Source organism: Paenibacillus sp. FSL H3-0333 (assembly GCF_038002805.1).
Lineage (GTDB): Bacteria > Bacillota > Bacilli > Paenibacillales > Paenibacillaceae > Paenibacillus_AQ > Paenibacillus_AQ silagei.
Genome location: NZ_JBBODG010000001.1, coordinates 2468174 through 2493350, shown reverse-complemented (window position 1 = coordinate 2493350; position 25177 = coordinate 2468174). Strand labels below are relative to the sequence as shown.

Here is a 25177-nt window from a genome sequence, read left to right as displayed (position 1 = left end):
GGCTGCTTCGGCTGCTCCGCAGGAATCTTCCCGCCTTTCCATCCGCCCATGCCCCTGCACCTCCTGGTTGTCTGTACACCGCAAAACAAACGAGCCCGGTCAAAGAGAATTCTCTCTTCAAGCACAGGGCTCGTCATTTGCATTCTAACCCGTGGAAACTTTTCCTTAGCGGCTAGTATATGCCATACAGGGACAAGTAATGCAGGAAATGCGCGGCCGCTCCGGAGTTAAGCGCCGATATGAATACCGATACTCTTGCCGCCGGCATCCACTGTCTCATAGGTATACTCTCCGTCAAAATCAACCGTAGTCACCAGTACATTCTCACGCAGCACATGCTCGAATGCAGTCACCGCCGCCTTCAGCTCGTCATCGACATGCAGGGTCAGCGCAACCCGCTTGTCGATCGGCAGATCCAGACGTTTGCGGTAGTCCTGCACCGCACGTACGACTTCGCGTACCCAGCCTTCCTGTACCAGCTCCGGCGTGATTTCCGTGTTCAAGGCCACTGTCAGTCCATAGCCGGAAGCGGAGGCAAAGCCTGGTTTGGCCTGCTTCTCAACCAGCAGCTCCTCAGACGTAATCTGCAGCTCTTCTCCGTCCGGTGACACAATGGCGATAACGCCTTCTTGTACCGCTTTGCGGGTAGCGTCACTATCCATCGCTTTGAGGAAGCCTTGCAGGAAGCCGACGCTCTTGCCGTATTTCTTGCCCGCCACCTTCAGGTTCAGCTTCAGGGTGAAGTCTACGAAGCCGCTGTCGCTATGCTCGATGACGATATTTTTGACGTTGATCTCTTCTTTGATCAGCTCTTCATAATCCGCCACGTTGAAGTCGTCCGGAGTGGACGCAATCAGCTCGGACAACGGCTGGCGGGTCTTGATGCCGCTCTCGTTGCGGACGTTACGGGCCAGCTCGACGATGCCGCGGGCGTACTCCATATCTTTTTCCAGAGCAAGATCGATCAGGTTCTCATCCGCTGCGGGATAGTCTGCCAGATGCACGCTCTCCCCGCCGCCCAGGTTCGTGAAGATATCCTCGGACAGCATCGGGGTGAATGGAGCCATCAGCTTGGCTGTGGTCAGCAAGACATGCGTAAGGGTGCGGTAAGCATCCAGCTTCTCTTCGCCCAGCCCGCTGCCCCAGAACCGGTCACGGGAACGGCGGATGTACCAGTTGCTCAGCTCATCCACGAAGTTCTCAATGGCCTTGGAGGTGTTCACGAAATCATTCACAGCCAGCCCCTTATCCACCAGCACGATCAGGCTGTTCAGGCGGGACAGAATCCAGCGGTCGAGCTTATGCTCAGACACCTTGAACGGGTGATCCGCAGGATCATAGCCGTCGATTCCGGCGTACAGCGTTAGGAAGGCATGCGTGTTCACCAGAGTGTCCACTACCTTGGACTTCGTCTCCCCGACCAGACCGCGCGAGAACCGCTTGTTGTTCCACGGCGCACTGTCAGACAGAATGGCCCAGCGGAAGGCATCCGTGCCGTATTCGTTCATGATCTCCCAAGGGTCGATGACATTGCCTTTGGATTTGGACATCTTCTGGCCGTTCTCATCGAAAATATGGCCGTGGGCGATAACCGCCTTATACGGAGCCTTGCCTGTGAACAAGGTCGATACCGCCAGCAGGCTGTAGAACCAGCCGCGCGTCTGGTCGATCCCTTCGCAGATCATATCTGCCGGATACTGGTCCTCGAACCGGTCTTGATTCTCGAACGGGTAATGACTCTGGGCGAACGGCATCGAGCCGCTGTCGAACCAGACGTCGATCACTTCCGGGGTGCGGACCATGACGCCGCCTTCGCTGAACGGGCTGCGCAGCTGGATATTATCCACATACGGCTTATGCAGCTCGATATCCTCAGCGACCTCGCCGATGGCCATCGCTCTCAGCTCGGCGATGCTGTGCGGTGCGAATTCCTTGCCGGTATCCTGGCAGACCCATACGTTAAGCGGAGTACCCCAGTAGCGGTTACGGCTGATATTCCAATCCACCAGCTCCTCCAGGAACTTGCCGAAGCGGCCTTCGCGCACATGGTCCGGGTACCAGTCCACACTGTTATTGTTGGCAATCAGCTGATCCTTGATTGCTGTCGTCTGGATGAACCAGCTGTCTGTTGCGTAATAGAGCAGCGGGGTGTCGCAGCGCCAGCAGAACGGATAGCTGTGCTCGTATTTCTCTTTGTGGTAGAGCAGTCCGCGTTCAGACAGCAACTTCACGATATCAAGGTCACAGTCCTTCACGAACCGTCCGGCAAAATCACTCACTATATCCGTGTATTTCCCGGAAGCATCCACTACATTCACGAAGCTGATCCCATTCTCGCGGCAGCTCTTATAGTCGTCTTCCCCGTGAGCCGGAGCCATATGTACGATCCCGGTACCGCTGGAGTCCGTTACAAAAGAGGCTCCGACAATCACATTATGCTTCTCTGCCTTGATATAACCGAACGGTGGTGTGTAGCTCTGGCCGATAAAGTCAGCGCCTGTGTGTGTAGACAGGATGGTGTACTCGCCCTTCAACACTTCGTCCACTAGATTTTTAGCCAGTACATACACGCCGTCTTCCTGCTGTGCACGCACATATTCCATAGCCGGATTCATCGCCAGCGCCATATGCGCCGGAAGCGTCCACGGCGTAGTCGTCCAGGCCAGCACATAGTCGCCGCTGCCGTCCAGCTTGAACTTGGCGGTGGCACTCAGATCCTTAACTGTCTTATATCCCTGGGCTACTTCATGGGAGCTGAGGGTCGTCTGGCAGCTCGGGCAGTACGGGCTAACGCGGTGACCCCGGTACATCAGGCCTTTCTCATGAACCGTAGCCAGGATGTTCCACACGCTCTCAATATACGTATTGTCCAGCGTTACATACGGATGATCCAGATCTGTCCAGTAGCCGATCGCTTCTGTGAATTCACGCCACTGCTTCTCATAGCCGAAGACACTTTCCTTACATTCCTTGATGAACTTCTCCACACCGTATTCTTCGATATCCTGCTTGCCGGAGATGCCGAGCTTCTTCTGCACCCCGAGCTCTACCGGCAGGCCGTGCGTATCCCAGCCCGCTTTGCGGATGACGCGGAAGCCCTTCATGGTCTGATAGCGGCCGATGAAGTCCTTGATGACCCGGCCCAGCACGTGCCCGATATGCGGCACCCCGTTCGCGGTCGGCGGCCCTTCATAGAACACATAGTTCGGGCGTCCCTCGCGGTTCTCCATAGACCGGCGGAATGTGTCCTCCTCACTCCACTTTTTCAAGATCCGGACATCTCTGGCCCGGGCTTTTTCTTTGACGTCTACCTTATGCATGATGGTCAATCCCTTCGTTTAGTCTTAAACTTTATTCGGATTACATCCGAGCCTGTTTTTTTAGAAACTTAAATTCTTTTTTAAAAACTAAATTCTTTAAAGCTTTTCGATCCCTCCCAAACCCTCCCTTCGCCAAGGGAGGGTCCCAAGGGCGCTGCCCTCTGGACACCCGAAATAAGTGCATCGTGCGAAGAGCAGGGTCAGTGGACGGGAAGGATTACTTCGGCGGAGTCCTCGGCCCTTCTTAGGCTGCCCTACGGGTACGCCTGCGGGGCCTTAACTGCACTAATGCAGCATGAATCTTTAACTCAGGCCCACTGAAGGTTGGATGAAAAGTAGCCACACCAACCGAGTAGGTCAGTTCTAACGGACCGGAGAGCCGTTATATTCAAGAAAACAGCACTTTTGGCGAGCTAACGGACCCAGTCGACCTTATTGTCCTGTTAAGAACCATCTAGAAGCGAAATTTCCGGTAATACGGGCTGTGGTGCTCTTCTGTCAATAAAGTGGACGCCAATTAAACGACTGTCTGGTAGTAAAGTTGCTCAAAACGCACTGGCGACATGTATCCCAGAGTACTGTTGGAACGCTTGCGGTTGTAAAACAACTCCAAATACCAGTATAGCTTTTGGTAGGCCTCTTCCTTGGTTTTAAACTTCGGATGACTGTAGATCAACTCGCGCTTCAGAATGCTGTGGAACGCTTCTATACAAGCATTATCGTAGCAGTTGCCCCTGCGGCTCATACTCGCTTTCATGCGATAGGTTTGGAGCTGTTTCCGGTAGTCCTTGGAGGCATACTGAGATCCTCGGTCGGAGTGGTGTATCAGGTCCTTCCCAGGCTTTTTCGCCTTGTAGGCCTGCTGGAGGGCGCCTAGAACCAGATCCGTGGTCATCCGGTCACTGAGCTTCCACCCGACAATCTGTTTCGTATACAGGTCCAGAATACTCGCCAAATAGAGTTTGCCTTGACGACACGGAATGTACGTAATATCGGCCACCCATTTTTCATTTGGCCTTGTGGCCGAAAAGTCTTGCTGGAGTTCATTGGGCGCAATCGGCAGATCGTGATTCGAGTCCGTGGTCGTGACCCGGTATTTACGGGCCATACACGAACGTATCCCTTGCTCGCGCATGAAGAGGCCGACGGTACGCTCGGAGACCTTCCAGCCCTCCCTTTGGAGTTCCCGATGAATCCTTGGGCTGCCGTAGGTGCCCCCTGAATCCTGGTGATACCACCGAATACGCTGAATCAGCTTCTCTTTTCGCTCGAGTCGTACCGGCTGCTCTGCCGTACGCCATTTGTAGTACCCGCTTCGGGATACCTTGAGGACCTTGCACATCTTCTCCAATCGAAAATCCGAGCGGTGATCTTCGATAAACTGGAACCTTAGTTCTTTTCTTTGCTGAAGATGTGCAGCGCCTTTTTTAGAATGGCCAGCTCTTCTTTCAGGTCCTCGATTTCACGTTCTTTGCGGTGATTCTCCGCTTCGGCATCCTTAAGCGTCTGTTCGATCTGACGCATTTTCTCCGGGTGGTGAATGGCCTCCTGGTCGAATTGGCGGTACTGAGAGATCCATTGGTGAATCGTACTCTTGGGGATATTCAGCTCCTCACAGATATCCCCAATACTCTTGGTCTGCTCCTGCACATATTTCACCGTCTGCTTCTTGAATTCTTCATTGTATCGTTGCCGTCGTTCCCCCACATTGGACACCTTCCTTCGTTAAGCCTATTATCCAGTGTCTCTTAACGTGGCGTCCACTTTTTATTCTAATTGCATGGGGTCCTTTACTTGCCCTAATGGTAGCTTTTTCTTCCAGAATAAGAGCTCCTCAGTCCGTTACAACATCCGGGCTGTGCCTGGGGTTCTTGCCGGGGGCTCTTGGCCCCTCGCCCGGAGCGCTGTTAAGGCCCCGCAGGCGTTCCCGTCAGGGCAGCCTAAGAAGGGCCGGTCCTACGCCGAACAAATTTTTTCCCTTCCTCGGACGCCTCTCCAACCTCGATAAGCACTTATTGCGGGTGTCCAGAGGGTGGCCAGCCCTTGGGGTCCCCCTTGGAAGGGGGATTTAGGGGGATAAAAAAAATAATGCGCCGCCCCGCCCCCAAAGGGGCGAGACAGCGCTCGCGATACCACCCTAATCTGCACTGCACGCACATCCTAGGGGTGTGGATTCAGTACAATCTCAGTCCGCAGGCAATAGACAACCTTGCGGGTCCGGGATAACGTCCGGCAGACGGCGGAGCCTACGCACGTATACACGCTTCAGCTTAGCTTCTAGGGGAGGATCTTCGGGTAAGGCGTGAACGATCGGCTCGCAGCAAGCACCGACTCTCTGGAGAACGTTACCTTATCGTACTTGTCCCGTCATCGAATTTGGATTCAATGGATACAGATATGTTCTAGTTATAGACGTTTTCGCCCCAATTGTCAAGGCGGATTACAGCAGCAGGTCCCAGCTCAGCGGGGTACCGACGGGCAGATCGGTTCTGAGGCGTTTGCCGAGAAGCAGCTCATAATATTTGGGCGCGAGGCCGTAGCCGGGACGGATGACTTTGATGTTATCCGCAGTGAGCAGGTCTCCGGCCTTGATGTCCTTGGAGGTATAGACAGACCGTCTGAATTGCAGGGATTTCTCTTCTTCGGGGGTGGGCCCGATGGAGACGCCGCCGAGCGCCCTCCAGGCCGTATCTGTCTCCCGGACCAGGGAAGCGAATTCTGCCGGCTCCAGGGAGAATGCAGCATCCACCCCGCCTTCCGCACGGTTCAGGGTGAAATGCTTTTCGATCACCGTACTGCCCAGCGCCACGCTTGCTACAGCGGCCCCTACGCCCAGGGTATGGTCGGACAAGCCCACCTGAGCACGGAAGACGTCGCGCAGATACGGAATGGTATTGAGGTTGGTATTCTCAGGCGAAGCCGGATAGCTGCTGGTGCATTTGAGCAGTATATATTCCTGGCAGCCTGCCCCGGTAATGGTGTGGACAGCCTGTTCAATATCGCCAAGCGAGGCCATCCCGGTGGAAATAATCATCGGCTTCCCTTTGGAGGCCACCTTCCGCAATAAGGGAATATCATTATTTTCGAAGGAAGCAATCTTGTAGCAGTCGACACCGAGGGTCTCCAGGAATTCGAGCGAGGACTCATCGAACGGGGTGCTGAACGGAATCATCCCGAGCGCCCTGCACGAAGCAAAGATAGGCTCATGCCACTCCCAGGGCGTATACGCCTCAGCATACAACTCATACAGCGATTTTCCCTTCCACAGTCCATTCGAATCCCCAATCATGAAATCCTTATTCTGCAGATTAAGCGTCATGGTGTCCGGCGTATAGGTCTGGATTTTGAACGCATGTGCGCCAGCCCGGGCGGCGGCCTTAACGATGTCGAGCGCGCGGTCCAGGGACTTATTATGATTACCGGACATCTCCGCGATCACAAAAGGCGGATGCCCGCTGCCGATGGTGCGGTTACCGATCTTTATTTCCTTCATGGCCTGTCGTTGCCTCCTCTGTCAGCCGTAGCCTATGCTTCTCCCATTGCTCCCGGAACAGGGCCATCAAGACCACATCCACTGGCTGATGATTTCTGATCCGTTGCCTGCCTAGCCTGCCTTCCTCAATGAAGCCTAGTTTGCGGTGATAGGACAAGCTCCGCTGATTGAAATCCAGGATTTGCGCGCACACCTTACTTAGCTGCTCCACCTGGAAAATATGCTCCAGCGCCAAGATTCCCATCATGGTGCCGGAGCCGGGGGGACAGCTCATGTCCCCTATATAAAAGCCCCATTCACAGGTCTTATGGACCCTGTCGATCTGTGAGAACTGCACGAAGCCTACCGGTGTGTCCAGATAGTAACAGATTCGGACCACCCGGCTGGTATCCTCCTCTATAGCATGCATCCAGTTAAGATGCTCTTCCAGCGCAATGATCCCGTCATGATTCATATAGGGCCGGATATGATCCGCATTGCGCCATTCCCATATGAGCCGGCTATGCTCTTGCCCCAGCTTCTCAAGCCTGTAGTCCCTTAGGTCTGCCATAGTCCCCTCCCATAATCCTGTCTATGACCTCATTCCATTTATCCTCGCCCATCAGGCGGAGCGCCTGCTCAGACATGGCCCGTACCTTGGACCGGTCGGCCAGCATAGCCTTAAGCCCCTGCTCAATGGCTTGAGCGGTCACCTCATTACTCTTCCCCAGGCAAAGTGCAGCCCCCTGCGCATGAACCAAGGCCGTGATCTCCCGCTGATTATCCGCCGTAATAATACACAGTGAAGGCAGGCCCAGGTAACAGCGCTCCCAGGTCGTACTTCCGCCTGCTCCGATGGAGAGGTCTGCCTTCTGCATCAAGTCTGCCATGTAATCAATCTGACAATGGAAGCTGGCCTGTGGCATCGTGTCACATAACGCTGCGATGTCATCCTTACGGTAGTTCATTCCGCCTACTACGACATCCAGCTGCAGGTTAGCGAAGGCAGGACTTTGCAGGGCCTGTAAGGCTTTGAGGGTCTCACCCGTAGGATCTGTGCCGCCAAAAAACACCAGAACCCGGTTGATGACTCCGTCCCGTTCAGCCAGCCCCAGCTTAGCCTCGCGGAATTCTGGCCGCAGCAGCGTATAGCAGGTGCCTGTCAACTTCGTGCAGTAGGCGGGAAGCAGCCCCTGGTAGCGGTCCCGAGCAGCGGATGGATTGGGGTCCAGCAGCAGATCACACTCATGCGGACGGTCCGCCAAATCGTCGATGACCACGATCTTCTTCACTTTCCCCTGCACCCATGCTTCCCACCGCTTATCAATCCCGTAATGGTCAACAATGAGGCAATCTGCAGGAGCAGTTCCCTCCAGCCGCTGCACTGTCTCCAGGGCATCGGTCCGCCAATCCACCTGAAGCCAGAATGCGGCGTACGACGGATCATCCGGCGGCGGAAGCAGCTCCACCGCATAGTCCTGCCCCCTGATATAATCTGCCAGATTCCCCGGCAGCTCGCGGCAGATGAAGGTGATCTGCCCGCCCCTGGCGGCAAGTCCGCCTGCAAGTGTGAGGCAGCGCATAATATGGCCCGTGCCCATAGAATACGAGGAATCGGCGCGAATCCATATATTCATCTGCTTAGCTGCTGTGCTTACCATGCGGTCCAGCCTCCGTCAACAGAGATATTCTCACCTGTAACATAGCTTGAAGCGGCAGAAGCCAGGAATACCATGACTCCCTTCAAATCTTCAGGAGTGCCGATCCTGCCCAGCGGATTCTTCCTCTCCAGCTGCCGGATGAACTGCGGATCGGCTTGAACCGCTGCATTCGGAAAAGGCCCAGGCGATACCGTATTCGCTCTGATTCCATGTTGCCCGAAGTGGCAGGCAATGTAACGGGTAAACTGGCCAATCGCCGCTTTACCGGCTCCGTAATTGGCGGGATTATCCATCCCGCTGTCTCCGTAGACCTCAGGGTTCGGCGAGACCAGCCCATACATCGAGGAGACGTTAATGATGGAGCCTCTCTTTTGTTCAACCATATAGGGCAGGACGGACTTGACACATCTGAAGGTTCCGTTGATCGTCCCGTCCAGCCCGGCCAGCCACTGTTCTTCACTCATGACGGCCAGCTTGGCGGCTGAGCTGAACGCGGCATTATTCACCAGGATATCGATGCTTCCGGCCGCTTCGGCGATGCTCTGAATACATGCTCTGACTGATGCTTCATCCCGGATATCCATTGCCTTGCCGAAGCAGGCTGCTCCGGTGGTGCGGGTGATCGCCTCAGCGGTCTCCTTGCAGCGCTGACCACTTGAGCTTACCAGATAGACTGACGCGCCAGCCTCAGCCAGCCCCTCTGCTATAGCTGTGCCCAGATAACCAGCACCTCCGGTCACAACCGCTGTCCGGCCTTGCAGATTGAATAATTCTTGAAGAGTACGCATCCGGTTACTTCCACCTCCTGGGGTCAATGATCTCTACAGGAATATCCGTAAAGGATTCACCGAGCTTCTGCCTCACTGCCCGGCTTAGAGGGGGCAATGCCATCATCCGCAGGTTCTCCTGCACCTGTTCCACCGTCTCGCAACCAATCACCAGCCCTGATATCCCCGGAAGATCCCTCACATAGAGGAAGCACAGCTCTTTAACCGGTATCCCGGTTTCCTCGCTGTACCTGATTAATCGTAACAACGGCTGCTCCGCTTGCTTCAGCCCCGCCGGAAGCTGCTCCGGTGCCATCAGCAGCAGGCCTTGCAGATAGACACTGCGGACGAAGATTTCTGTGCCCTTCCGGGCGAGCCGCTCCAGCATTCCATTCGTTATCCATCTCTGGTCCAGCACATTCAGCGGAATTTGAATGCTGTCCAGGTCTTCCTCGCGCATAAAATTCGCAATATCCTCCGCATCATACACGGATACGCCGATTCTACGGATCAGCTGCTGCTGCTTCAGCTCCTGCAGCATTCGCAGAATTTCACCGCCCTGGTAAGTCAGATCCAGCGGATCATGCAAGAGACAGACATCCAGCGCAGAGCACTTCAGCCGGTTCAGAGAAGAACGGACGGAAGAGGTGACGAACCTCCTCCGCGCTTCCTCCATGTGCAGTCCTAACCGCTGGACGGAAGGGAGCTTCGTCACGATCTGCGGCCGGATCTGCGGCTCTGCACCTTCCAGGCAATCTCCGATGATAGACTCGCTGTCCCCGTATCCCGGTGCGGTATCCAAATAACCGATCCCCGAGGAGAGGGCATATTGGAGCAGCTCATTCCTCTGTTGCACAGAGAAATTGACAGCTGTATTCGCAATCCCGTAATTTCCGCCTAACTGGGCTGTACCCAGCACAAGCCTGGCTTTATTCATCATCTTCCGAAGCCTCGCTAACGTTATGGTCTCTTCTTCAGGGTGGTTGCTTCATTCAGCTCCTTGACCAGATCTGTATCATCCCGCCATTTCACCTGAATGCCCCGGTTGCGCTCAGCCACCTCGGGATGGTCCTGCAGGAATGCCTTCAATTCTTCGAAGAATAGCGGTCTTGCACCCACATCCAGTGCCTGATAGACCGCCTCGAACAGCTCCAGATCCTGAATCTCATCCATGGTTAACCGCCACTCGGGATGCACCCACTCTGCAGGAAGATCCACAGCATTGATCTTGAAGAGCGTCGGATTGTTGAAAAAGTAAAAGGACAGATACTCCGCATGCGTAAGCGGATGGGAATAGTGCAGCAGCCTTCTCAGCGCTTCAACGGTAAACACATCCCCCACCGTTCCCATGGTCGACTCCTTGGCGTAGGTAAAGTCTGCACCGCTTGCCAGATGCCGGTCTATCAGAAGCTGAAGCATCTCCGGGGAAATAGCCGGATTGTCGCCGGTGACCCGGACTACGATATCTGCCTGGGCCGCTTCAGCCACGCTCAGCATTCTGGCAGCCACATTGTCCGGGTCGCCGGTTACCACCTTCACCTGATGGTTCAGGGTGAACGCCGTAAGGGGCTGGTCGTCCGGCAGATCCGAGGTGGCCAGCACCACCTCATAGCCGCCCGGCACAGCCAGACAATTCATCAGGCATCTCTCGATGGCTGGAATGCCGTGAATCTCGCGCAGCGCCTTGCGGCGGAGCCGGGTGGATTTCAATCTACAGATGACGGCGATGCAGATTTTGGGTGTTTTTACCTTCCCGGGCGTGATGGGTGTGTTCGCTGGTATTGCTGCCGTTGCAATCATAGGGAATTGCACCGAAGCATTGCGCGCCATGAGGGCATCTGGCATAGAGGAACGCTTATAGCATATATTCGCAGGCGTGATCATTTCACCCGGGCGCAGCTCCGTACGGGAGACGATCTTCAGAGAGGAATCCTCCAGGTACCTTCTTTCCGATTCCTTAATTTCGAGACTGCCCTGTACACACTCTGCCCGGCGCAGCTTATCCACCATCCGCCCGAATTCCTCCGGCTCCAGCGCGGAATAATAGTCAATGCCCTTCTCCGCACGGTTCAGGGTGATATGCTTCTCAATGACACTGGCCCCCAGCAGATAGGCATAGACTGGAAGATCAATCGCCATTTCATGATCGGCATCCTCATGGTCCGCGAAGCCCACCTCCAGCTGATAGGTTTGCTTAATATGGGCGATCCGGCTCAGATTGGAATCCTCCGTCCGGGTCGGATAGCCCTGGAAGCCGTGCATCAGCACGATTGGGCCTTTAAAATGACTCCGGATGTAGGATAATTGGGAATCCATCTCTTCCTCCAGCCAGCCGCTTACACCGATAAGTAAGAGCTTATCGAACCTGTGCAGGGCTAGAGTCAAGGGGAGCGACTGTAAGACGGTTGTCGGTAATTTCAAGCCGTCTACCTGGGATTCAAGCTCCGTAAGCAGCCCGGCCCCCCATTCATCATAGAGATCTACCCAGACCTCCAACCCCGCATCCTTGGCAAGCTGTACCGCCTCCGCCCATTGCTGCTTGCTGATGAACAAATCGATATACGTCTGATAATGGATGAAATCCGGCACCGCTAGGCTGTCGTAATGGAACCATTGAAATTTCACCCCGTCAGCGCCGCTGCGTGCGGCTGCGAGGACCAGCTCCCGCAGCCGGCCGGGGTCGCCCATATGGGCATTGGCAATCTCGGCAATCACTTTTGCCTTGGCCACCTGGCTCACTCCCTTCTTCACGATTTGGAATAGTGGCGGATCACCTTCTTGACCGCGGCGACCACATCCATCACATCTTCGGAGTCCATGCCCGCATATAACGGCAGCGTAATGAATTCCTCGTAGCAGCTTTCAGCAACCGGACAGATTCCCTTGCGGAACCCCAAGCTTTCGTAGTACGGATGGAGATAGGCGGGGATATAGTGGACGTTTACTCCGATGTTCTCCTTTTGCAGCGCCTGAAAGACCGTCTTGCGGGTGGCCTTCAGCTTCGATAGCTGAAGTCTGACAATGAACAGGTGCCAGCTCGACTCCGCCTCCGGAAGCTGATGCGGCAGAATAAGCTCTTCAGTCCCGCTCAACTCTTGCAGATACAAGGCTGCAAGCTGCTTGCGCTTCTCAATGAAGCTTCCGATTCTGCGCAGCTGGGAGATGCCGAGTGAGGTCTGTATATCTGTAATCCGGTAGTTGTACCCGAGGAATTGCATCTCATAATACCAGGGTCCGTGGTTCTCCCTTAACTTGCGCTCATCCCTGGTGATGCCGTGGGTGCGGAACTGCAGCAGCTTCTCATAATACACCGGGTTATTGGTCGTAATCATTCCGCCTTCTCCCGTTGTTATATGCTTTACAGGATGGAAGCTGAACATGGTCATGTCCCCGATGGCCCCGATGCTTCTCCCCTTATATCTTGCACCAAGCGCATGGGCGGCATCTTCGATCACGATCAGATTATGCTCCCGGGCAATCTGCAGGATCTCATCAAGCTGTGCCGGCTGGCCGGTGAAGTGGACGGGAATAATCGCTTTTGTTCTGGCCGTAATTCTCTCTCTGATTCGCTGCGGATCAAGGTTATACGTCCGCGGATCGATATCGGCGAATACCGGTACGCCCCCCTGATACAGCACACAGTTCGCCGTGGCGGCAAACGTCATCGGTGTTGTAATCACCTCATCCCCTTCACCGATCCCGGCGGCATAACAAGCTCCATGCAACGCTGCTGTTCCGCTGGAGAAAGCCACCGCATATTTCGCCCCTGTAAACGCTGCAATCTCTGCTTCGAATTGCTCAATGGCCGGCCCGCTGGTCAAGTAATCACTTTGCAGCACCTTGACCACGGACTCAATATCCTCGTCATCGATCATCTGTCTCCCATACGGCAAGTAGTGGGCACGTACAGGCTTCCCGCCGTCAATGGCCAGTTTGCTTTTTCTCATGACTGGTTCGGCTCCTTTCGGTGAAAGGTCTCAAGAATCCATTGCTCTGTCCGCCGGATGCCCTCTTGAATGGTAACCTTAGGCGTCCAGGACAATTGCTTCTCCGCCTTGTTGTAATTGCATAACAGCTTCTGGATCTCACTCTGCGGGTGAATATGCGGAACGTGATGGATGGGGGCCTGCCCGTCTGCAATAAGCTCGGCCAATTGATTGACGGTGATATCCTCACCCGTGCCTGCATTGACAATTTCTCCATGCAGCTTGTCGCTGTAGCCCGCCTCCACCACGAAATCTGCACAGTCCCCCACGTATAATAGATCCCGTGATTGGGTGCCGTCTCCGTAGATATTCAGCGGCTCGCCCTTTAATTTGCTGTGAATGAAGATCGCCACGACGCCGCCTTCGCCGCCGGTTTTCTGATAGGGACCATAGGTGTTGAACGGTCTTACAACGACCACCGGCAGATCATAAGCATAGTAATAGGATAGCACCATATTCTCCGCAGCAATCTTCGCACCGGCATAGGGGGAGGCTGGCTTAATGGGAGATTGCTCGTCAATTCCCTGCTCATCCGTAGCTCTGGCGTAGACCATGCAGGTACTCATGAAGACCATCTTCACCTGCTGCTTGCGGCATTCCTCCAGCAGATAGAAGGTGGCCAGTGTATCATTGTTGAACGTGGTCTCAGGATCATCTATGCTGTCTTGCACATTGATACTTGCTGCCAGATGGTAACACAGGTCGAAAGTATGCTCCCGGAAAAGCTCCTTCAAGGCTTCTCTGTCCTTGAGGTCCATGATCTGTACCTTCTGCAGATACTCGCTATCTTCATACTCTTTCAGATTATCCAGGGATGAGTTCGCCAGATTATCGATCACCCAGACACTTTGTCCATCCTTTAACAAACGCCCTACGACCCATCTGCCAATGAACCCTGTACCTCCGGTTACGAGTATATTCATAGTAGCCTCCACTAGATTAGATTTTGTTCCAATGCCAGCTTCCTTACCTGCTCCTTGGTCAGCGGGATCTCTCCTTCGGAGCTATAGGTACCCGGCTTCGGCCTGACTGCTTCCCGGTAGGACTGCGGTGCAGCATAGGGGGAAGGGACAATATATACATCTTTTAATTCATAAGCGCTTAAGGATTCCTCATGGGTCATCAGCTCTTCGTACCTCTTCTCACCCGGCTTTAGGCCAATCTCCAGAATCTTCACCGCAGACGGGCGGGTCCCGTATTTCTTCGGCGCCTCTTCGGCTACAACTTCAGCCAGATCCTTCAGCCTGATCACCGGCATCTTCAGAATAAAAGTCTCACCACCCTTCGCCAGCTGCAGGGACTGAACGGTGAGTCGGGTCGCCTGCTCCAGGGTCATCATGAACCTTGTCATGGACAGATCTGTTACGGTGATCGCTCTGCCTTCTCTCGCCTGCTTCACAAACAAGGGAATGACAGACCCTCTGGAGCCCATCACATTCCCGAACCGCACAGTGCAGAACACCGTTTGGCCAGGGGCTCCCGAGGTGACGGCAGAGGAAATCAGCTTCTCAGCAGACAGCTTGGTGGCCCCGTAGTTGTTGGTCGGCGAAATGGCCTTATCTGTGCTTGTAAAAACGACCTTGCGTACCTTCTGCTGCTTCGCTGCCTGAATCACGTTATGAGTGCCGATAATATTCGTAAGTACAGCCTCGAACGGGTTATATTCACAGAAGGATACATGCTTCATAGCTGCGGTATGGAAAACATAATCTATCCCCTCCATCGCAGCCAGCACACGGTCATAATTACGAACATCGCCAATCAGGTAGCGCAGCCTTGGATTTCCGTTCAGTTCATTCTGCAGCTCAAATTGTTTATATTCATCTCTGCTGAGAATCCGGATGACTTCAGGCTCCTGCTCTGCGATAAGCCTCACAATGCTTTTCCCGATGGTGCCGGTTCCGCCAATGACCAGAATTTTCTTGTTCCGGAAGAACATACTCTCCACCTCCCGCTTCATCGCTTCTCGCTTCCGTGGATCAGACGGTCCATGAGATCCGCAAGCGCTTTGCCGGAGTCAGAAATCTGATAGGATTGCTGCAAGAACTTATCCTTCACAGCCTTGTAGTTTACTTTCTCTTTATTGCTGGAGAAATAATGGGCCACCATTCGGGTCAGATCAGCCGGCTCTTTTTGAATATAGGGATCAAGGGCATCATAGTAATCATATTCACGGTTGGCCTGAATGAATTTGTAGACAAATACGGGCTTATCGAACAAAAGGCCTTCGAGGGCAACCGTGGAGAGGGTGGCGACCACGGCGTCCGATTTCATAATCAGCTCACGGGTATCAGCCTTTCGGTCGGTAACCACATGAACATTGCTATATTCTTCTTCATACTCGGTATACAGCGAGATCAGCTTCTTGGACAGCTCCCAGGGATGGGGCTTAATAATCAACTGGAATTGCGGATGTGAGGCCAACTGGGTAAGCAGGGTGCGGATCTTGTATTCATCGAGCGTTGGTCCGGTAGCGATTAGTAAGGTGACTTTATGAGGATCAAGCTGGTAGGTCTCCCGGAACGAATCTTTGGGGGTATGCGGTGCCGTAAAGATATCATCATAACGAGGGTGGCCGGTGATCACAATTCGCTCCGCTTCAAGCCCTCTTCTCGTATACCAGTCGTGTTCGTATTGCCCATAGATTCCAACATGGCTGGAGAAAACAGGGATAAACGCCTCTTCCCCCATCAGGATTCCGTGCTGCAGACATACGCTGGGAATCCCCTTAATCCCTGCAACGACAGCAAGTGTCCGGCTGGCAACATCTTCTGTCGTACCTACCATTACAGCGGCTACCGGCAGGTCATTGTAGAGATTAAACACCATTTCAATGGTATCTACAATGGTAGGAATCCGGCTTAGGAAGGTCTGGGTGAAGAATTCATTGCTGAACGCAGGATGTCCTTCGGCCTTAGCGAAGAGGTCTGCCGCCCGCTGGACCAGCTCTTCCGCCGCAGCTTTGGTGTCCTGCTTGTAGCCCAGGCTGTATACATTGGGAATGCCAAATAGCTCATCCGCTCTGGAGCGGGATAGAATCATGGCCGAATCTCCGCTGAAATGCTCACTGATCGTTCGCTCCGACATTCTGATATAGTCCAGATTAATCAGTATTTTTCCGTTCAGATTGGACTTTACGGGCTGATAGAGCGGCGCAAGCCTCTTTTCAAAGAAAGGCTGAATCTGGTGCTGCTCATCAATACCGGAATGCTCCAGCTTCAGCTTAAAATCACTGCTCCCCATCTCGCTTCTGAGCTCATCATTGATTTGCTGATAGAAGTTCGTCATCAGGGCCAGAGGGATATTCCTGTACTTCAGCTCCTGTGCAGCATGGATAAATTCACTGTAGAGCGACCAGTAATTGGACAGATAGATAGACAATCCGTTTCCCTCCTTGTAGTACCTTTCTATGCAGAGCCTTTATTTCTTTTGCTGCTGAATGAATTTCAGCTCTTCTCTCAGCTCCTTGCAGGTTCGCTGCGGAGGAAGCATCTGAATGAACTGGCTCTTCTCCTGATGCTGCAATTGATAATGAATCGACAGCTCAGTGATATAGTTATCATCCAGAACCTCATCCACCGGGTAGAAGTCCCAGAACTGGTTGAGCCGCCAGAAGAACCGGCCGTCGCCAATTCTATAGAACTCCGGATTCTCATCCCAGTAGGACCCGAACTTGTCATGAATGACCGGAAGAATGGAGCTTCTGTGCAGGATGGAGCAATGATCGATGACGCAAGGGGCCACCGAAACGATTTTTTTGGCCGGTCTTAACTGGCTGCGGGTCACTTCATTGTGTTCATTCAAGTAGTTGACCAGCGATGCAGAGTAGGCAATCATGACCTCAGGATTCTCCTCCATATAGTCCACCATCTGCTCAAGTCTAGTATTTCTGTAACAGTTGTCATCCGTAGCATAGGAAATATACTCTCCCTTTGCTTGATACAGGGCTTGATTAATCAGCGCGGAATATCTGACCTTCTCCACTCTCTGCTGCAGGGTTTTGGTATCGCTTCGGAAGAATTTGATTCTCTTATCCTTGAGATAGGGCTCAATCACTTTCAGAGTTTCTTCATTCGAGTTATCATCCATCAGGTAGAATTCAAAATCTGTAAGCGTCTGATTCAGAATGGATTCAATGGACTTTGCGACATATGCGGCCTTATTGTAGCTGGTCATAATGATCGTAACTTTTGGCAATCGAATACCTCCCTCGCTGTTTACTTGCTATCATATGTATCCTTCTTCGAAACGGTATAGGTTAGAAGACTAAATTTTCAAATGGAGGACAGAATGCTCCTTTGAATCTATGGGCAACCTGAATAAACGCCTAACAGAATAACTGTAAGGCGTCAATCAGGTCCGGTAAATCCGTCTATCAAGCTTGCACGTTCATTAACAAATCATGCACCCGGTGTTCAAAAGTATGGGCGGCCAGCACCTGCTGCCTCGCTGCTTCAGCTATCCGCTTGCGCTCATCATCATGTGCCATATAGTAATGGATCTTCTGCAGTAAATCATGCTTATCCAGATACGAAACCACCTGTTTGCCTTCCTCAAACTGATGGCGGAGCCCGCTTCTATAGTCTGTAAGCTGAAACGCTTCACAGCTGGCCGCGTCGAAAGTGCGGTTGTTGATGCTTGTGGCGATAATCCCCGCCCGGTTCCGGTTGTACTTCTCAGCGGAAGGGCGGTGGATATTCAGAACGATCTTAGCGCCATTATAATAATTCATGGCTGTTTCGGGCTTCACCCAGGCGTTCACCAGTGCTACACTCTGGCCGGGCTGCTTCACCCATTCATTGTAATACCTGCCCCACCCTCTCCCCACAATTTGAATCCGGTAATCGGTTCTCTGGAGTAAGAATTCGATAAGCTCTATGCGGTTACTGTAGGGTACACCTACTAAACAAATATCACTTTCATACTCTTCAGAGACCTCTGAAGGACGAAACAGGCCGGGATTTGTGCCCAGTGGCAGATGATTGACATGGGGATGGCCAAGCTGTCTGTACTGTTCCAATGCGGCTTGATCGATGGTGAAGATGTAATCAAAATAAGGGATGAGCGAAACCGTCCAATCCATATAATAAGGGTCCTCGGTCAGCCATATCGCTGACTTCCCTTTGGTTTGTTGTATGAATTCCAGCACAGGTGTCGTGATTTTGAGGCCGGCCAGGACCAGAATCAGATCCGGCTGCAGGGACTGCTGCTTAAGCTTTAGCGCATCCAAGCCACTCTTTAGCGTGAAAGATTCACAACGATGGCCGGCCTTCCGAAAAGCATCCACTATACTCTGTTCAAAAAAGTAATAGACGGCCCGGAAACCTGAGGTAATAAATAGAATATTCAATCTAATCCTCCCTTATAAACTCCCAATTTCCCAAAGAATAGGATGTCGCCCCAAGCATAATATCCATGAAAACCATATGATGTGATTATGATCAAATTGGAGGTGAAAATATGGCGCAAACTTTAGTTGAATATGCAAGAAGCTTCCATACCAATCTAAGCACTGGAGTTATTATGATTCCAGTCCCTGCCACACCAACTTTGATATTAGAATTCGGTATGGCAATTCCTCCTGCTCCAAGCAATTATGTAGAACTCACTACTACCGTTGGCTGGGAGGTAACGAACGTATTTGCTACTCCGCCCGATCAGCCCAAGCTCCTGCTTGAAGTCCTTGTAGATGGCATCCTGGTCGGCAGTGCCCAGCAGTCCTCCATCTCGAACGATGAAGACGAACCACTGCGGATGACCACCATGTTCCAGACCATTCTTACCGATCTTCCCGAAGGATATTATGCGATTCAGGTATTTGCTACTAACCTGGAGGATCTTCAAGGAGATATCACCTTAAGAGGCCCTATCCTCATCACCGGAAAGGTAATCGCCACTGTATAAAGGCTACACAAAAAAACTCCTTGGTAGAAGTCTTATTTGCTCTAAAGCAAACAAGATTAACTTCTACTAAGGAGTTTTTGTATGCATCTGAGCGGTTACCTGCTCAGAGCGCGTTCTCGCTAACCTCACGGCTCTCCAGCGCATTCCAGTCATCCTGGGACAGCAGCTCCAGCTGGGCTTCCAGCAGCGTCCGGAACCGGGTACGGTAGATGGATGCCTGCTTGCGCAGCTCCTCGGTCTCGATCGCCACCTTGCGGGATTTGGACAACGCTTCGTTGATAATCCGGTCGGCGTTCTTCTCCGCTTCCTTGAGGATCAGCTGGGATTCCTTCTTGGAGTTGTTCTTCACATCATCCGCAGCCTCCTGGGCTACAAGAATGGTCTTGGACAGACTTTCTTCAATATTGACGAAATGATCCAGGCGTTCCTGAAGAGTTAACAGCTGGTTGTGCAGTTCCTTGTTCTCCCGGATCACACTCTCGTAATCCTTAATCACCTGATCCAGAAATTCATTGACCTCATCTTCGTCATAACCGCGGATTCTCCGGGAGAATTCCTTGTTATGTATATCGAGCGGTGTTAATGGCATGCTGTGCACCTCCTAGAAATTTCGGTGAAGATTATAGATGAAAGACAATTACCGGCGCACGGCCTGCTAAATGTCCATATTTCCCTGAGATTATCAATTTCGACAAGCACAGCTGTAATCCTGCAAAGACTTCAGACAAATTTGCCTACCAAAATCCGGTAACGGCCCTTCTTCGTCAAGCTGCCGATCTCCAGCACCTTGAACCGTCCGAAGCCCTGGATAGAGACCATGTCCCCGTCCTTCAGCGAACAGGACGGATCTTCCTCGACCTTCCAGTTCACCCGGACGCGCCCGGCCTTGATTGGGGCCAGAATCTTGCTCCGGCTCAGCCGTGTGACATCCGCTGCAATCCCGTCAAGCCGGAGGGAAGCCACTGTGAACTCCATCGCCTCCAGCTTGACCTCACTGCTGCGCAGGCCGGATAACGGCAGAATCTCCGTACTGATGTTAATCCGGTGTACACCGGTCAAATGAATGGACAGGTAATCCGCGATGTCAGCAGCCACCACTACGTGGCAGCCGTCTTCCAGCACATGAATATCGCCGATCTTGCCTCTTGTGATGCCCAGTCCCAGGATTGCTCCCATATAATCCCCATGCATAAGCGAGAGAAATTTCTGTTCGCCTGAGGTGATATTCAGCACGCTTAGCTCCATATCCTCTTCCGTGAGGTCACGGTAATCCGGAGCCACCAGCCCCCGCTTCCGTTCGGCATCCGAAGAACCGCCCTCCCAGCGCACAATCACATCGGGATGGCGGTTCACCAGACTCTGCAGAATATAGGCCTGACGGGGGTCCAGGAATTCGGTCAGCTTCGTCTCATGATACTCCCCGGCATTCGTGACCCACTCCCAGGCCTTGTCCACAAACGGCCGCTCATCCGGGTGGAAATGCCCGTAGATTTCATTCTTCATCGGATTAGCCGAAGACCGAGGTTACGATAGACTGAAGCCCGACTGCGGCAAAGCGCAGCATGATAATCGCGACAATCGGGGAAATATCCAGCGTTCCAAACAGCGGAGGGATAATCCTCCGGAACGGTGCCAGATACGGCTCCACCAGCTTGCCCAGCAGCTCGCCGATAAAGTTCTCACGCAGATTCGGCAGCCAGGACATCAGAATGTATACGAGAATCATGTAATAGTAAATCTGAAATAGGATGAATATAATTGAAGATACTTCGTTTAACACCTGCTCACCTCATTCTGTTGTAATCTTGCTCGTCACCCAGGATCTCGGTAATGGAGCCTTGAATCTCCACGGTGTCCGGTGTGCACATAAATATATTGCCCCCAATTTTGGATATTCCTCCACCCAGAGCATAAACAGTTCCGCTGAGAAAATCGATAATCCGCATCGCCTGGTCATTGCGCACCCGCTGCAGGTTAATTACTACCGTGCGGTGTGAACGCAGATGGTCGGCAATCTCCTGCGCCTCGTCATACGAACGCGGCTCGTAGAGCACAACCTTCACATTTTTTTGGGAATGAATGCTGACGACGTTGGCCCTCTGATTCTTGCGTGTTTCTACAGGGGCGGGTTCGTATTCATCCTCATCACGGGAGATTTGCTCCCGTTCCACAATCTCCTCTTCCTCCTGCAAGCCCAAGAAACTCATAAATCGGTTCATCACGCCCATCATTCTCCCTCCTCATGACCTACTAATACCGTTCCCAGGCGTACCCGGGTGGCTCCTTCCTGTATCGCCACTTCAAAGTCATTCGACATGCCCATCGACAGCTCTTGTATTGGCTCAGGTGTCAAGCCCAGGAGATTCAGGCGGTCACGCAGCTCGCGGAGTCCGCGGAATACCGGCCGGGTCGCCTCGGGGTCTTCCTCGTGAGGGGCCATCGTCATCAGGCCGATAACCTTCACCCGGTCAAGGGGGGCGATCTCCCTCAGGAAGTCCTCCACCGCTTCCGGCGCCAGGCCGAACTTGGTATCCTCGCCTGAAATATTCACCTGCAGGAACACTTTCACTTCAAGTCCTGCAGCTTCCGCCTTCTTATGCAGCTCCCTGGCCAGCGACAGCCGGTCCAGAGAGTGAATATATTGAAATTTACCGATAACGTCCTTCACCTTATTCGTCTGCAAATGCCCGATAAAGTGCCATATTCCCTTATGTCCAAGCGCATTCCATTTCGGCTCCGCATCCTGCCAGCGGCTCTCGGCGATCTCGTCAAGACCTGCCTCCAGCACAGCGGCAACCGTATTCAGCGATACGTATTTCGTTACCGCAATCAGCTTGACTTCACTGGTATCCCGGCCGCTGGCCGCGCAGGCCCGTGCGACACGTTCCCGGGTAGTGGCTATTCTTTCTTGTAGCGAGGCCAAAATGTCAACTCTCCTTTATTCCGATCCAGCTCGTCATTCTCCCAGTGACCCCATTTTCCTTCCGGTAGGAGAAGAACAGATCACTGTTACAGCTTGTACACCAAGTTGTACATTCGATATGAGTCGGCAATATTCCTGCTTTTATCATAATGCGTTGATTCAATTCTTTCAAGTTCAGCATCATTTTGCTGCTGTCTGTCTCCGATGGTCTATATACAGCCCGTGCGCCTTCCGCCGCATCCGGCAGGTTCAGCCTGGCCTCCAGCCGGCGGACAGGGTCCATCACGTAATCATCCACCTCATAGCAGCAGTCTCCGATGGAAGGCCCTATAGCGGCCTGTATGTCCTCTGGACGGGTCCCGTACGACAGTCCCATGCGTTCCACCATCGCCGCCGCGATTTCCGCCACGGTCCCCTTCCAGCCAGCATGCGCCAGCCCTACCACGTGGTTCAGCGGATCATGGAAGAACAGCGGCACACAATCGGCGTAAAAAGAAGTCAGCAGCACCCCGGGCACATTCGTCAGCAGCCCGTCAGTGGCCTGAAAGGCAGAGGCCCGGTCCAGGCTGCCCCGGCCGCGTTCCTGTTCTGTAATGACTGCGATCTCTTTGCCGTGGGTCTGTTCCCCGCAGGTCCAGTCGGCCAGCCGGAATCCCAGACTCGCAGCCAGCAGGCTGCGGTTAGCCAGCACATCCGCCGGATCATCGCCTACATGAAAAGCACAATTGAAGCTGTCATAGGGCTTCGTGCCGCTCCCGCCTGCTCTGCCGGTGAAGCCTGCAGTAATGCTCCTATACGGCTCACGCCACGGCTCCAGCTGCAGCAGCATCGGCGCTGCGCCATTTTGCATAAACGGTTCCATCTCTTCACCTCCGCTTAAGTGTAACACAAAGTATTCCCCACAAAGTGATGAAACGCTCCGGTGTCAATTCAAGTACTTTGCGGGGGCCCCGAAAACATACTTCACAAACTCAGCCCACGCCGTACATTTCTCAACCCACTCCTATGACTTTACCCATAAAGGCAGAAAAAAGACGCACCTCATTAATAAGTGCGCCGTTCACTGCGGTCCGGCCGATCCAGGTACATCATCTCGCGGTCTTCCTGTCCCTGCGGCATGCGGGGCTCCTCCAGCTTCACGAGTACGACATCCGCCCCGATCTTCACGATATTCCGCCACGGAATCACCAGATCGGCACCTCCGCCGAACAGCCCCATGAACCGGGTATACCCCGGGACAATCACAGCGTCAATGACACCTCTACGCAAATCCAGCTCCAGATCGCTGATCTGACCCAGCCTTTTACCGTCAACAATATTGATTACATCTTTGGTTTGAAAATCGGAAATTTTCATCTTCTTCCCCGAAGCTGACGTCTCCTCAATCATCCTGCCACCCCTGTACATTCAGACCTATAGCTTCAGTATATGTCCTTAGGGCTTGGCCGCATGACTGTATTCCAGAGCCTTAGCGCCCCGGACATATAAAAGGATATCCCGGCTAGCGGCTAGATGCCGCCATCCGGAATATCCTCCGCTCATCTATAGACTGTGTTCAGGACTTTACATGCTTTTGCATTTGCTGGATCGCTGATTTCTCCAGCCGTGAGACCTGGGCCTGTGAGATGCCAATCTCGTCGGCGACCTCCATCTGAGTCTTGCCTTCGAAGAAGCGCATCGACAGAATGCGTTTCTCCCGCTGCCCCAGCCGCTGCATGGCCTCCCGGAGCGCAATCTCCTCAATCCAGGAGACATCCTTGTTCTTGTCGTCGCTGATCTGATCCATCACATAGATCGGGTCCCCACCGTCATGATAGATCGGCTCAAACAGGGAGACCGGGTCCTGGATCGCATCCAGAGCGAAGACAACATCCTCCTTGGGAACACCGAGCGCTTCGGATATTTCGAAGATCGTCGGCTCCCGCGAATTCTGGTTCGTCAGGCTGTCACGCACCTGCAGCGCCTTATAGGCAATGTCGCGCAGGGAGCGGGATACCCGGATCGGGTTGTTGTCCCGCAAGTAGCGGCGGATCTCTCCGATGATCATCGGCACCGCATAGGTGGAGAACTTGACATTCTGCGATAAATCGAAATTATCGATGGCTTTCATGAGTCCGATGCAGCCTACCTGAAACAAATCATCCACGAACTCTCCACGATTATTGAACCTTTGAATCACGCTTAGCACAAGCCTGAGGTTGCCATTTACCAATTTCTCTCTGGCGGATCGCTCGCCCTGCTGCTGCAGCGAAGTGAACAATGCCCGCATTTCCACGTTCGTGAGAACAGGCAGCTTGGCGGTGTCCACACCGCAAATCTCGACTTTATTTCGGGTCATGATGATTAACCTCCCAAGGAGAAACATTACTGTACATTATCTCCCCGGTCCGGCATTTTATTCCTCAGCTTTCATCACTTACACCATCTTGTTGAACTCCTTGCGCAGCCGCTTGATAATTCGTTTCTCCAGGCGCGAAATATAGGATTGGGAGATGCCCAGCAGATCAGCCACATCCTTTTGCGTTTTTTCCTCGCCGCCCCGCAGCCCGAACCGCAGCTCCATAATCAGCCGTTCCCGCTCGCTGAGTTTCTCCAGCGCCTTCTGCAGCAGCTTACGGTCCACCTGCTCTTCGATGTTCCGGTAGATGGTATCGTTCTCTGTGCCCAGCACATCCGAGAGCAGCAGCTCGTTGCCGTCCCAGTCAATATTCAGCGGTTCATCAAAAGAAACCTCGCTTCTGGTCTTACTGTTGCGCCGCAGATACATCAGAATCTCATTCTCGATGCAGCGCGAGGCGTAGGTGGCCAGCTTGATTTTTTTCTCAGGATCAAAGGTGTTGACCGCCTTAATGAGTCCAATGGCGCCAATAGATACCAGATCCTCAATGTTAATGCCGGTGTTCTCGAATTTCCGGGCGATGTAGACCACCAGCCGCAGGTTACGCTCAATCAGCATAGCCCGGACCGCCGCATCCCCGCTGGAGAGCCGCTGGAGCAGAAATTCCTCCTCCTCGCGTGTCAGCGGCGGCGGCAGCGCTTCACTTCCCCCGATATAATAAATCTCCTGGCTCTTCAGACCGAGCAGAAACAGCATGCGGTAATACTGCAGTTGCAGCACAAGCTTGAATTTGACCATTATTGTTC

General features: G+C 53.2%; 25 protein-coding genes. 1 reads left to right on the top strand and 24 read right to left on the bottom strand.

Annotated elements, in window-relative coordinates:
- Positions 1-227: 227 nt before the first annotated feature.
- The 15 genes from ileS to MHH78_RS11020 all read right to left on the bottom strand — a co-directional run bounded on the left by ileS (position 228) and on the right by MHH78_RS11020 (position 18556).
- Entirely contained in the window at positions 228-3320 is a 3093-nt protein-coding gene (gene ileS / locus MHH78_RS11090) for an isoleucine--tRNA ligase (RefSeq protein WP_341167428.1), read from the bottom strand.
- Between the two features lie 517 nt (positions 3321-3837).
- Complete coding sequence (locus MHH78_RS11085; RefSeq protein ID WP_340827831.1) at positions 3838-4698, bottom strand: IS3 family transposase; 861 nt, start codon at positions 4696-4698, stop codon at positions 3838-3840.
- Between the two features lie 11 nt (positions 4699-4709).
- Positions 4710-5027, bottom strand: a complete 318-nt coding sequence (locus tag MHH78_RS11080) for a transposase (protein WP_076086950.1) — start codon at positions 5025-5027, stop codon at positions 4710-4712.
- A gap of 733 nt (positions 5028-5760) precedes the next feature.
- On the bottom strand, positions 5761-6813 hold the full coding sequence (gene pseI, locus MHH78_RS11075) for a pseudaminic acid synthase (protein ID WP_341167427.1): 1053 nt from the start codon (positions 6811-6813) through the stop codon (positions 5761-5763).
- On the bottom strand, positions 6791-7363 hold the full coding sequence (gene pseH / locus MHH78_RS11070; protein ID WP_341167426.1) for a UDP-4-amino-4,6-dideoxy-N-acetyl-beta-L-altrosamine N-acetyltransferase: 573 nt from the start codon (positions 7361-7363) through the stop codon (positions 6791-6793). The genes pseI and pseH overlap by 23 nt, the downstream gene beginning before the upstream one ends.
- A complete protein-coding gene (gene pseG / locus MHH78_RS11065; RefSeq protein WP_341167425.1) occupies positions 7335-8453 on the bottom strand; it encodes a UDP-2,4-diacetamido-2,4,6-trideoxy-beta-L-altropyranose hydrolase in 1119 nt (372 codons plus the stop codon). The genes pseH and pseG overlap by 29 nt, the downstream gene beginning before the upstream one ends.
- Positions 8447-9241, bottom strand: coding sequence for an SDR family NAD(P)-dependent oxidoreductase (locus tag MHH78_RS11060; RefSeq protein ID WP_341167424.1), 795 nt, complete (start codon positions 9239-9241; stop codon positions 8447-8449). The genes pseG and MHH78_RS11060 overlap by 7 nt, the downstream gene beginning before the upstream one ends.
- Before the next feature lie 4 nt (positions 9242-9245).
- Positions 9246-10160 (bottom strand): aldo/keto reductase, encoded by a 915-nt coding sequence (locus tag MHH78_RS11055; RefSeq protein WP_341167423.1) that lies wholly within the window; start codon positions 10158-10160, stop codon positions 9246-9248.
- Positions 10161-10180: 20 nt separating this feature from the next.
- Positions 10181-11950, bottom strand: a complete 1770-nt coding sequence (locus tag MHH78_RS11050; RefSeq protein WP_341167422.1) for an N-acetylneuraminate synthase family protein — start codon at positions 11948-11950, stop codon at positions 10181-10183.
- Between the two features lie 17 nt (positions 11951-11967).
- A complete protein-coding gene (pseC, locus tag MHH78_RS11045) occupies positions 11968-13167 on the bottom strand; it encodes a UDP-4-amino-4,6-dideoxy-N-acetyl-beta-L-altrosamine transaminase (RefSeq protein ID WP_076075949.1) in 1200 nt (399 codons plus the stop codon).
- Positions 13164-14129 (bottom strand): NAD-dependent epimerase/dehydratase family protein, encoded by a 966-nt coding sequence (locus tag MHH78_RS11040; protein ID WP_341167421.1) that lies wholly within the window; start codon positions 14127-14129, stop codon positions 13164-13166. Before MHH78_RS11040 ends, pseC begins: the two co-directional genes overlap by 4 nt.
- A gap of 11 nt (positions 14130-14140) precedes the next feature.
- Positions 14141-15145: an SDR family NAD(P)-dependent oxidoreductase gene (locus tag MHH78_RS11035; RefSeq protein WP_341167420.1), complete on the bottom strand. Its 1005-nt coding sequence runs from the start codon at positions 15143-15145 to the stop codon at positions 14141-14143.
- 17 nt (positions 15146-15162) lie between these two features.
- Complete coding sequence (locus MHH78_RS11030; protein WP_341167419.1) at positions 15163-16587, bottom strand: CDP-glycerol glycerophosphotransferase family protein; 1425 nt, start codon at positions 16585-16587, stop codon at positions 15163-15165.
- A 39-nt stretch (positions 16588-16626) separates the two neighbouring features.
- Entirely contained in the window at positions 16627-17403 is a 777-nt protein-coding gene (locus tag MHH78_RS11025) for a glycosyltransferase family 2 protein (protein ID WP_341167418.1), read from the bottom strand.
- 178 nt (positions 17404-17581) lie between these two features.
- The gene (locus MHH78_RS11020) at positions 17582-18556 is read right to left on the bottom strand and encodes a CgeB family protein (RefSeq protein ID WP_341167417.1); all 975 of its coding nucleotides are present in this window, start codon (positions 18554-18556) and stop codon (positions 17582-17584) included.
- 110 nt (positions 18557-18666) lie between these two features.
- Here MHH78_RS11020 and MHH78_RS11015 point away from each other — a divergent pair, with 110 nt between their 5' ends.
- Entirely contained in the window at positions 18667-19110 is a 444-nt protein-coding gene (locus MHH78_RS11015) for a hypothetical protein (RefSeq protein WP_036724258.1), read from the top strand.
- 103 nt (positions 19111-19213) lie between these two features.
- Here the strand turns inward: MHH78_RS11015 and MHH78_RS11010 are convergent, their stop codons facing one another.
- The 9 genes from MHH78_RS11010 to sigE all read right to left on the bottom strand — a co-directional run bounded on the left by MHH78_RS11010 (position 19214) and on the right by sigE (position 25172).
- Positions 19214-19699, bottom strand: coding sequence for a DivIVA domain-containing protein (locus tag MHH78_RS11010; RefSeq protein WP_036690176.1), 486 nt, complete (start codon positions 19697-19699; stop codon positions 19214-19216).
- Between the two features lie 131 nt (positions 19700-19830).
- The gene (locus MHH78_RS11005) at positions 19831-20613 is read right to left on the bottom strand and encodes a YlmH family RNA-binding protein (protein WP_341167416.1); all 783 of its coding nucleotides are present in this window, start codon (positions 20611-20613) and stop codon (positions 19831-19833) included.
- A gap of 4 nt (positions 20614-20617) precedes the next feature.
- Positions 20618-20890: a YggT family protein gene (locus MHH78_RS11000; RefSeq protein WP_340938909.1), complete on the bottom strand. Its 273-nt coding sequence runs from the start codon at positions 20888-20890 to the stop codon at positions 20618-20620.
- A 4-nt stretch (positions 20891-20894) separates the two neighbouring features.
- Positions 20895-21338 (bottom strand): cell division protein SepF, encoded by a 444-nt coding sequence (locus tag MHH78_RS10995; protein WP_036690181.1) that lies wholly within the window; start codon positions 21336-21338, stop codon positions 20895-20897.
- A complete protein-coding gene (locus MHH78_RS10990) occupies positions 21338-22033 on the bottom strand; it encodes a YggS family pyridoxal phosphate-dependent enzyme (RefSeq protein WP_341167415.1) in 696 nt (231 codons plus the stop codon). The genes MHH78_RS10995 and MHH78_RS10990 overlap by 1 nt, the downstream gene beginning before the upstream one ends.
- A 4-nt stretch (positions 22034-22037) precedes the next feature.
- Positions 22038-22895 (bottom strand): peptidoglycan editing factor PgeF, encoded by an 858-nt coding sequence (gene pgeF, locus MHH78_RS10985; protein ID WP_341167414.1) that lies wholly within the window; start codon positions 22893-22895, stop codon positions 22038-22040.
- A gap of 182 nt (positions 22896-23077) precedes the next feature.
- The gene (locus MHH78_RS10980; protein WP_036724265.1) at positions 23078-23422 is read right to left on the bottom strand and encodes a YlmC/YmxH family sporulation protein; all 345 of its coding nucleotides are present in this window, start codon (positions 23420-23422) and stop codon (positions 23078-23080) included.
- 166 nt (positions 23423-23588) lie between these two features.
- Positions 23589-24371, bottom strand: a complete 783-nt coding sequence (sigG, locus tag MHH78_RS10975) for an RNA polymerase sporulation sigma factor SigG (protein WP_036690188.1) — start codon at positions 24369-24371, stop codon at positions 23589-23591.
- Between the two features lie 78 nt (positions 24372-24449).
- Positions 24450-25172, bottom strand: coding sequence for an RNA polymerase sporulation sigma factor SigE (gene sigE, locus MHH78_RS10970; protein ID WP_036690190.1), 723 nt, complete (start codon positions 25170-25172; stop codon positions 24450-24452).
- Between the last annotated feature and the right edge of the window lie 5 nt (positions 25173-25177).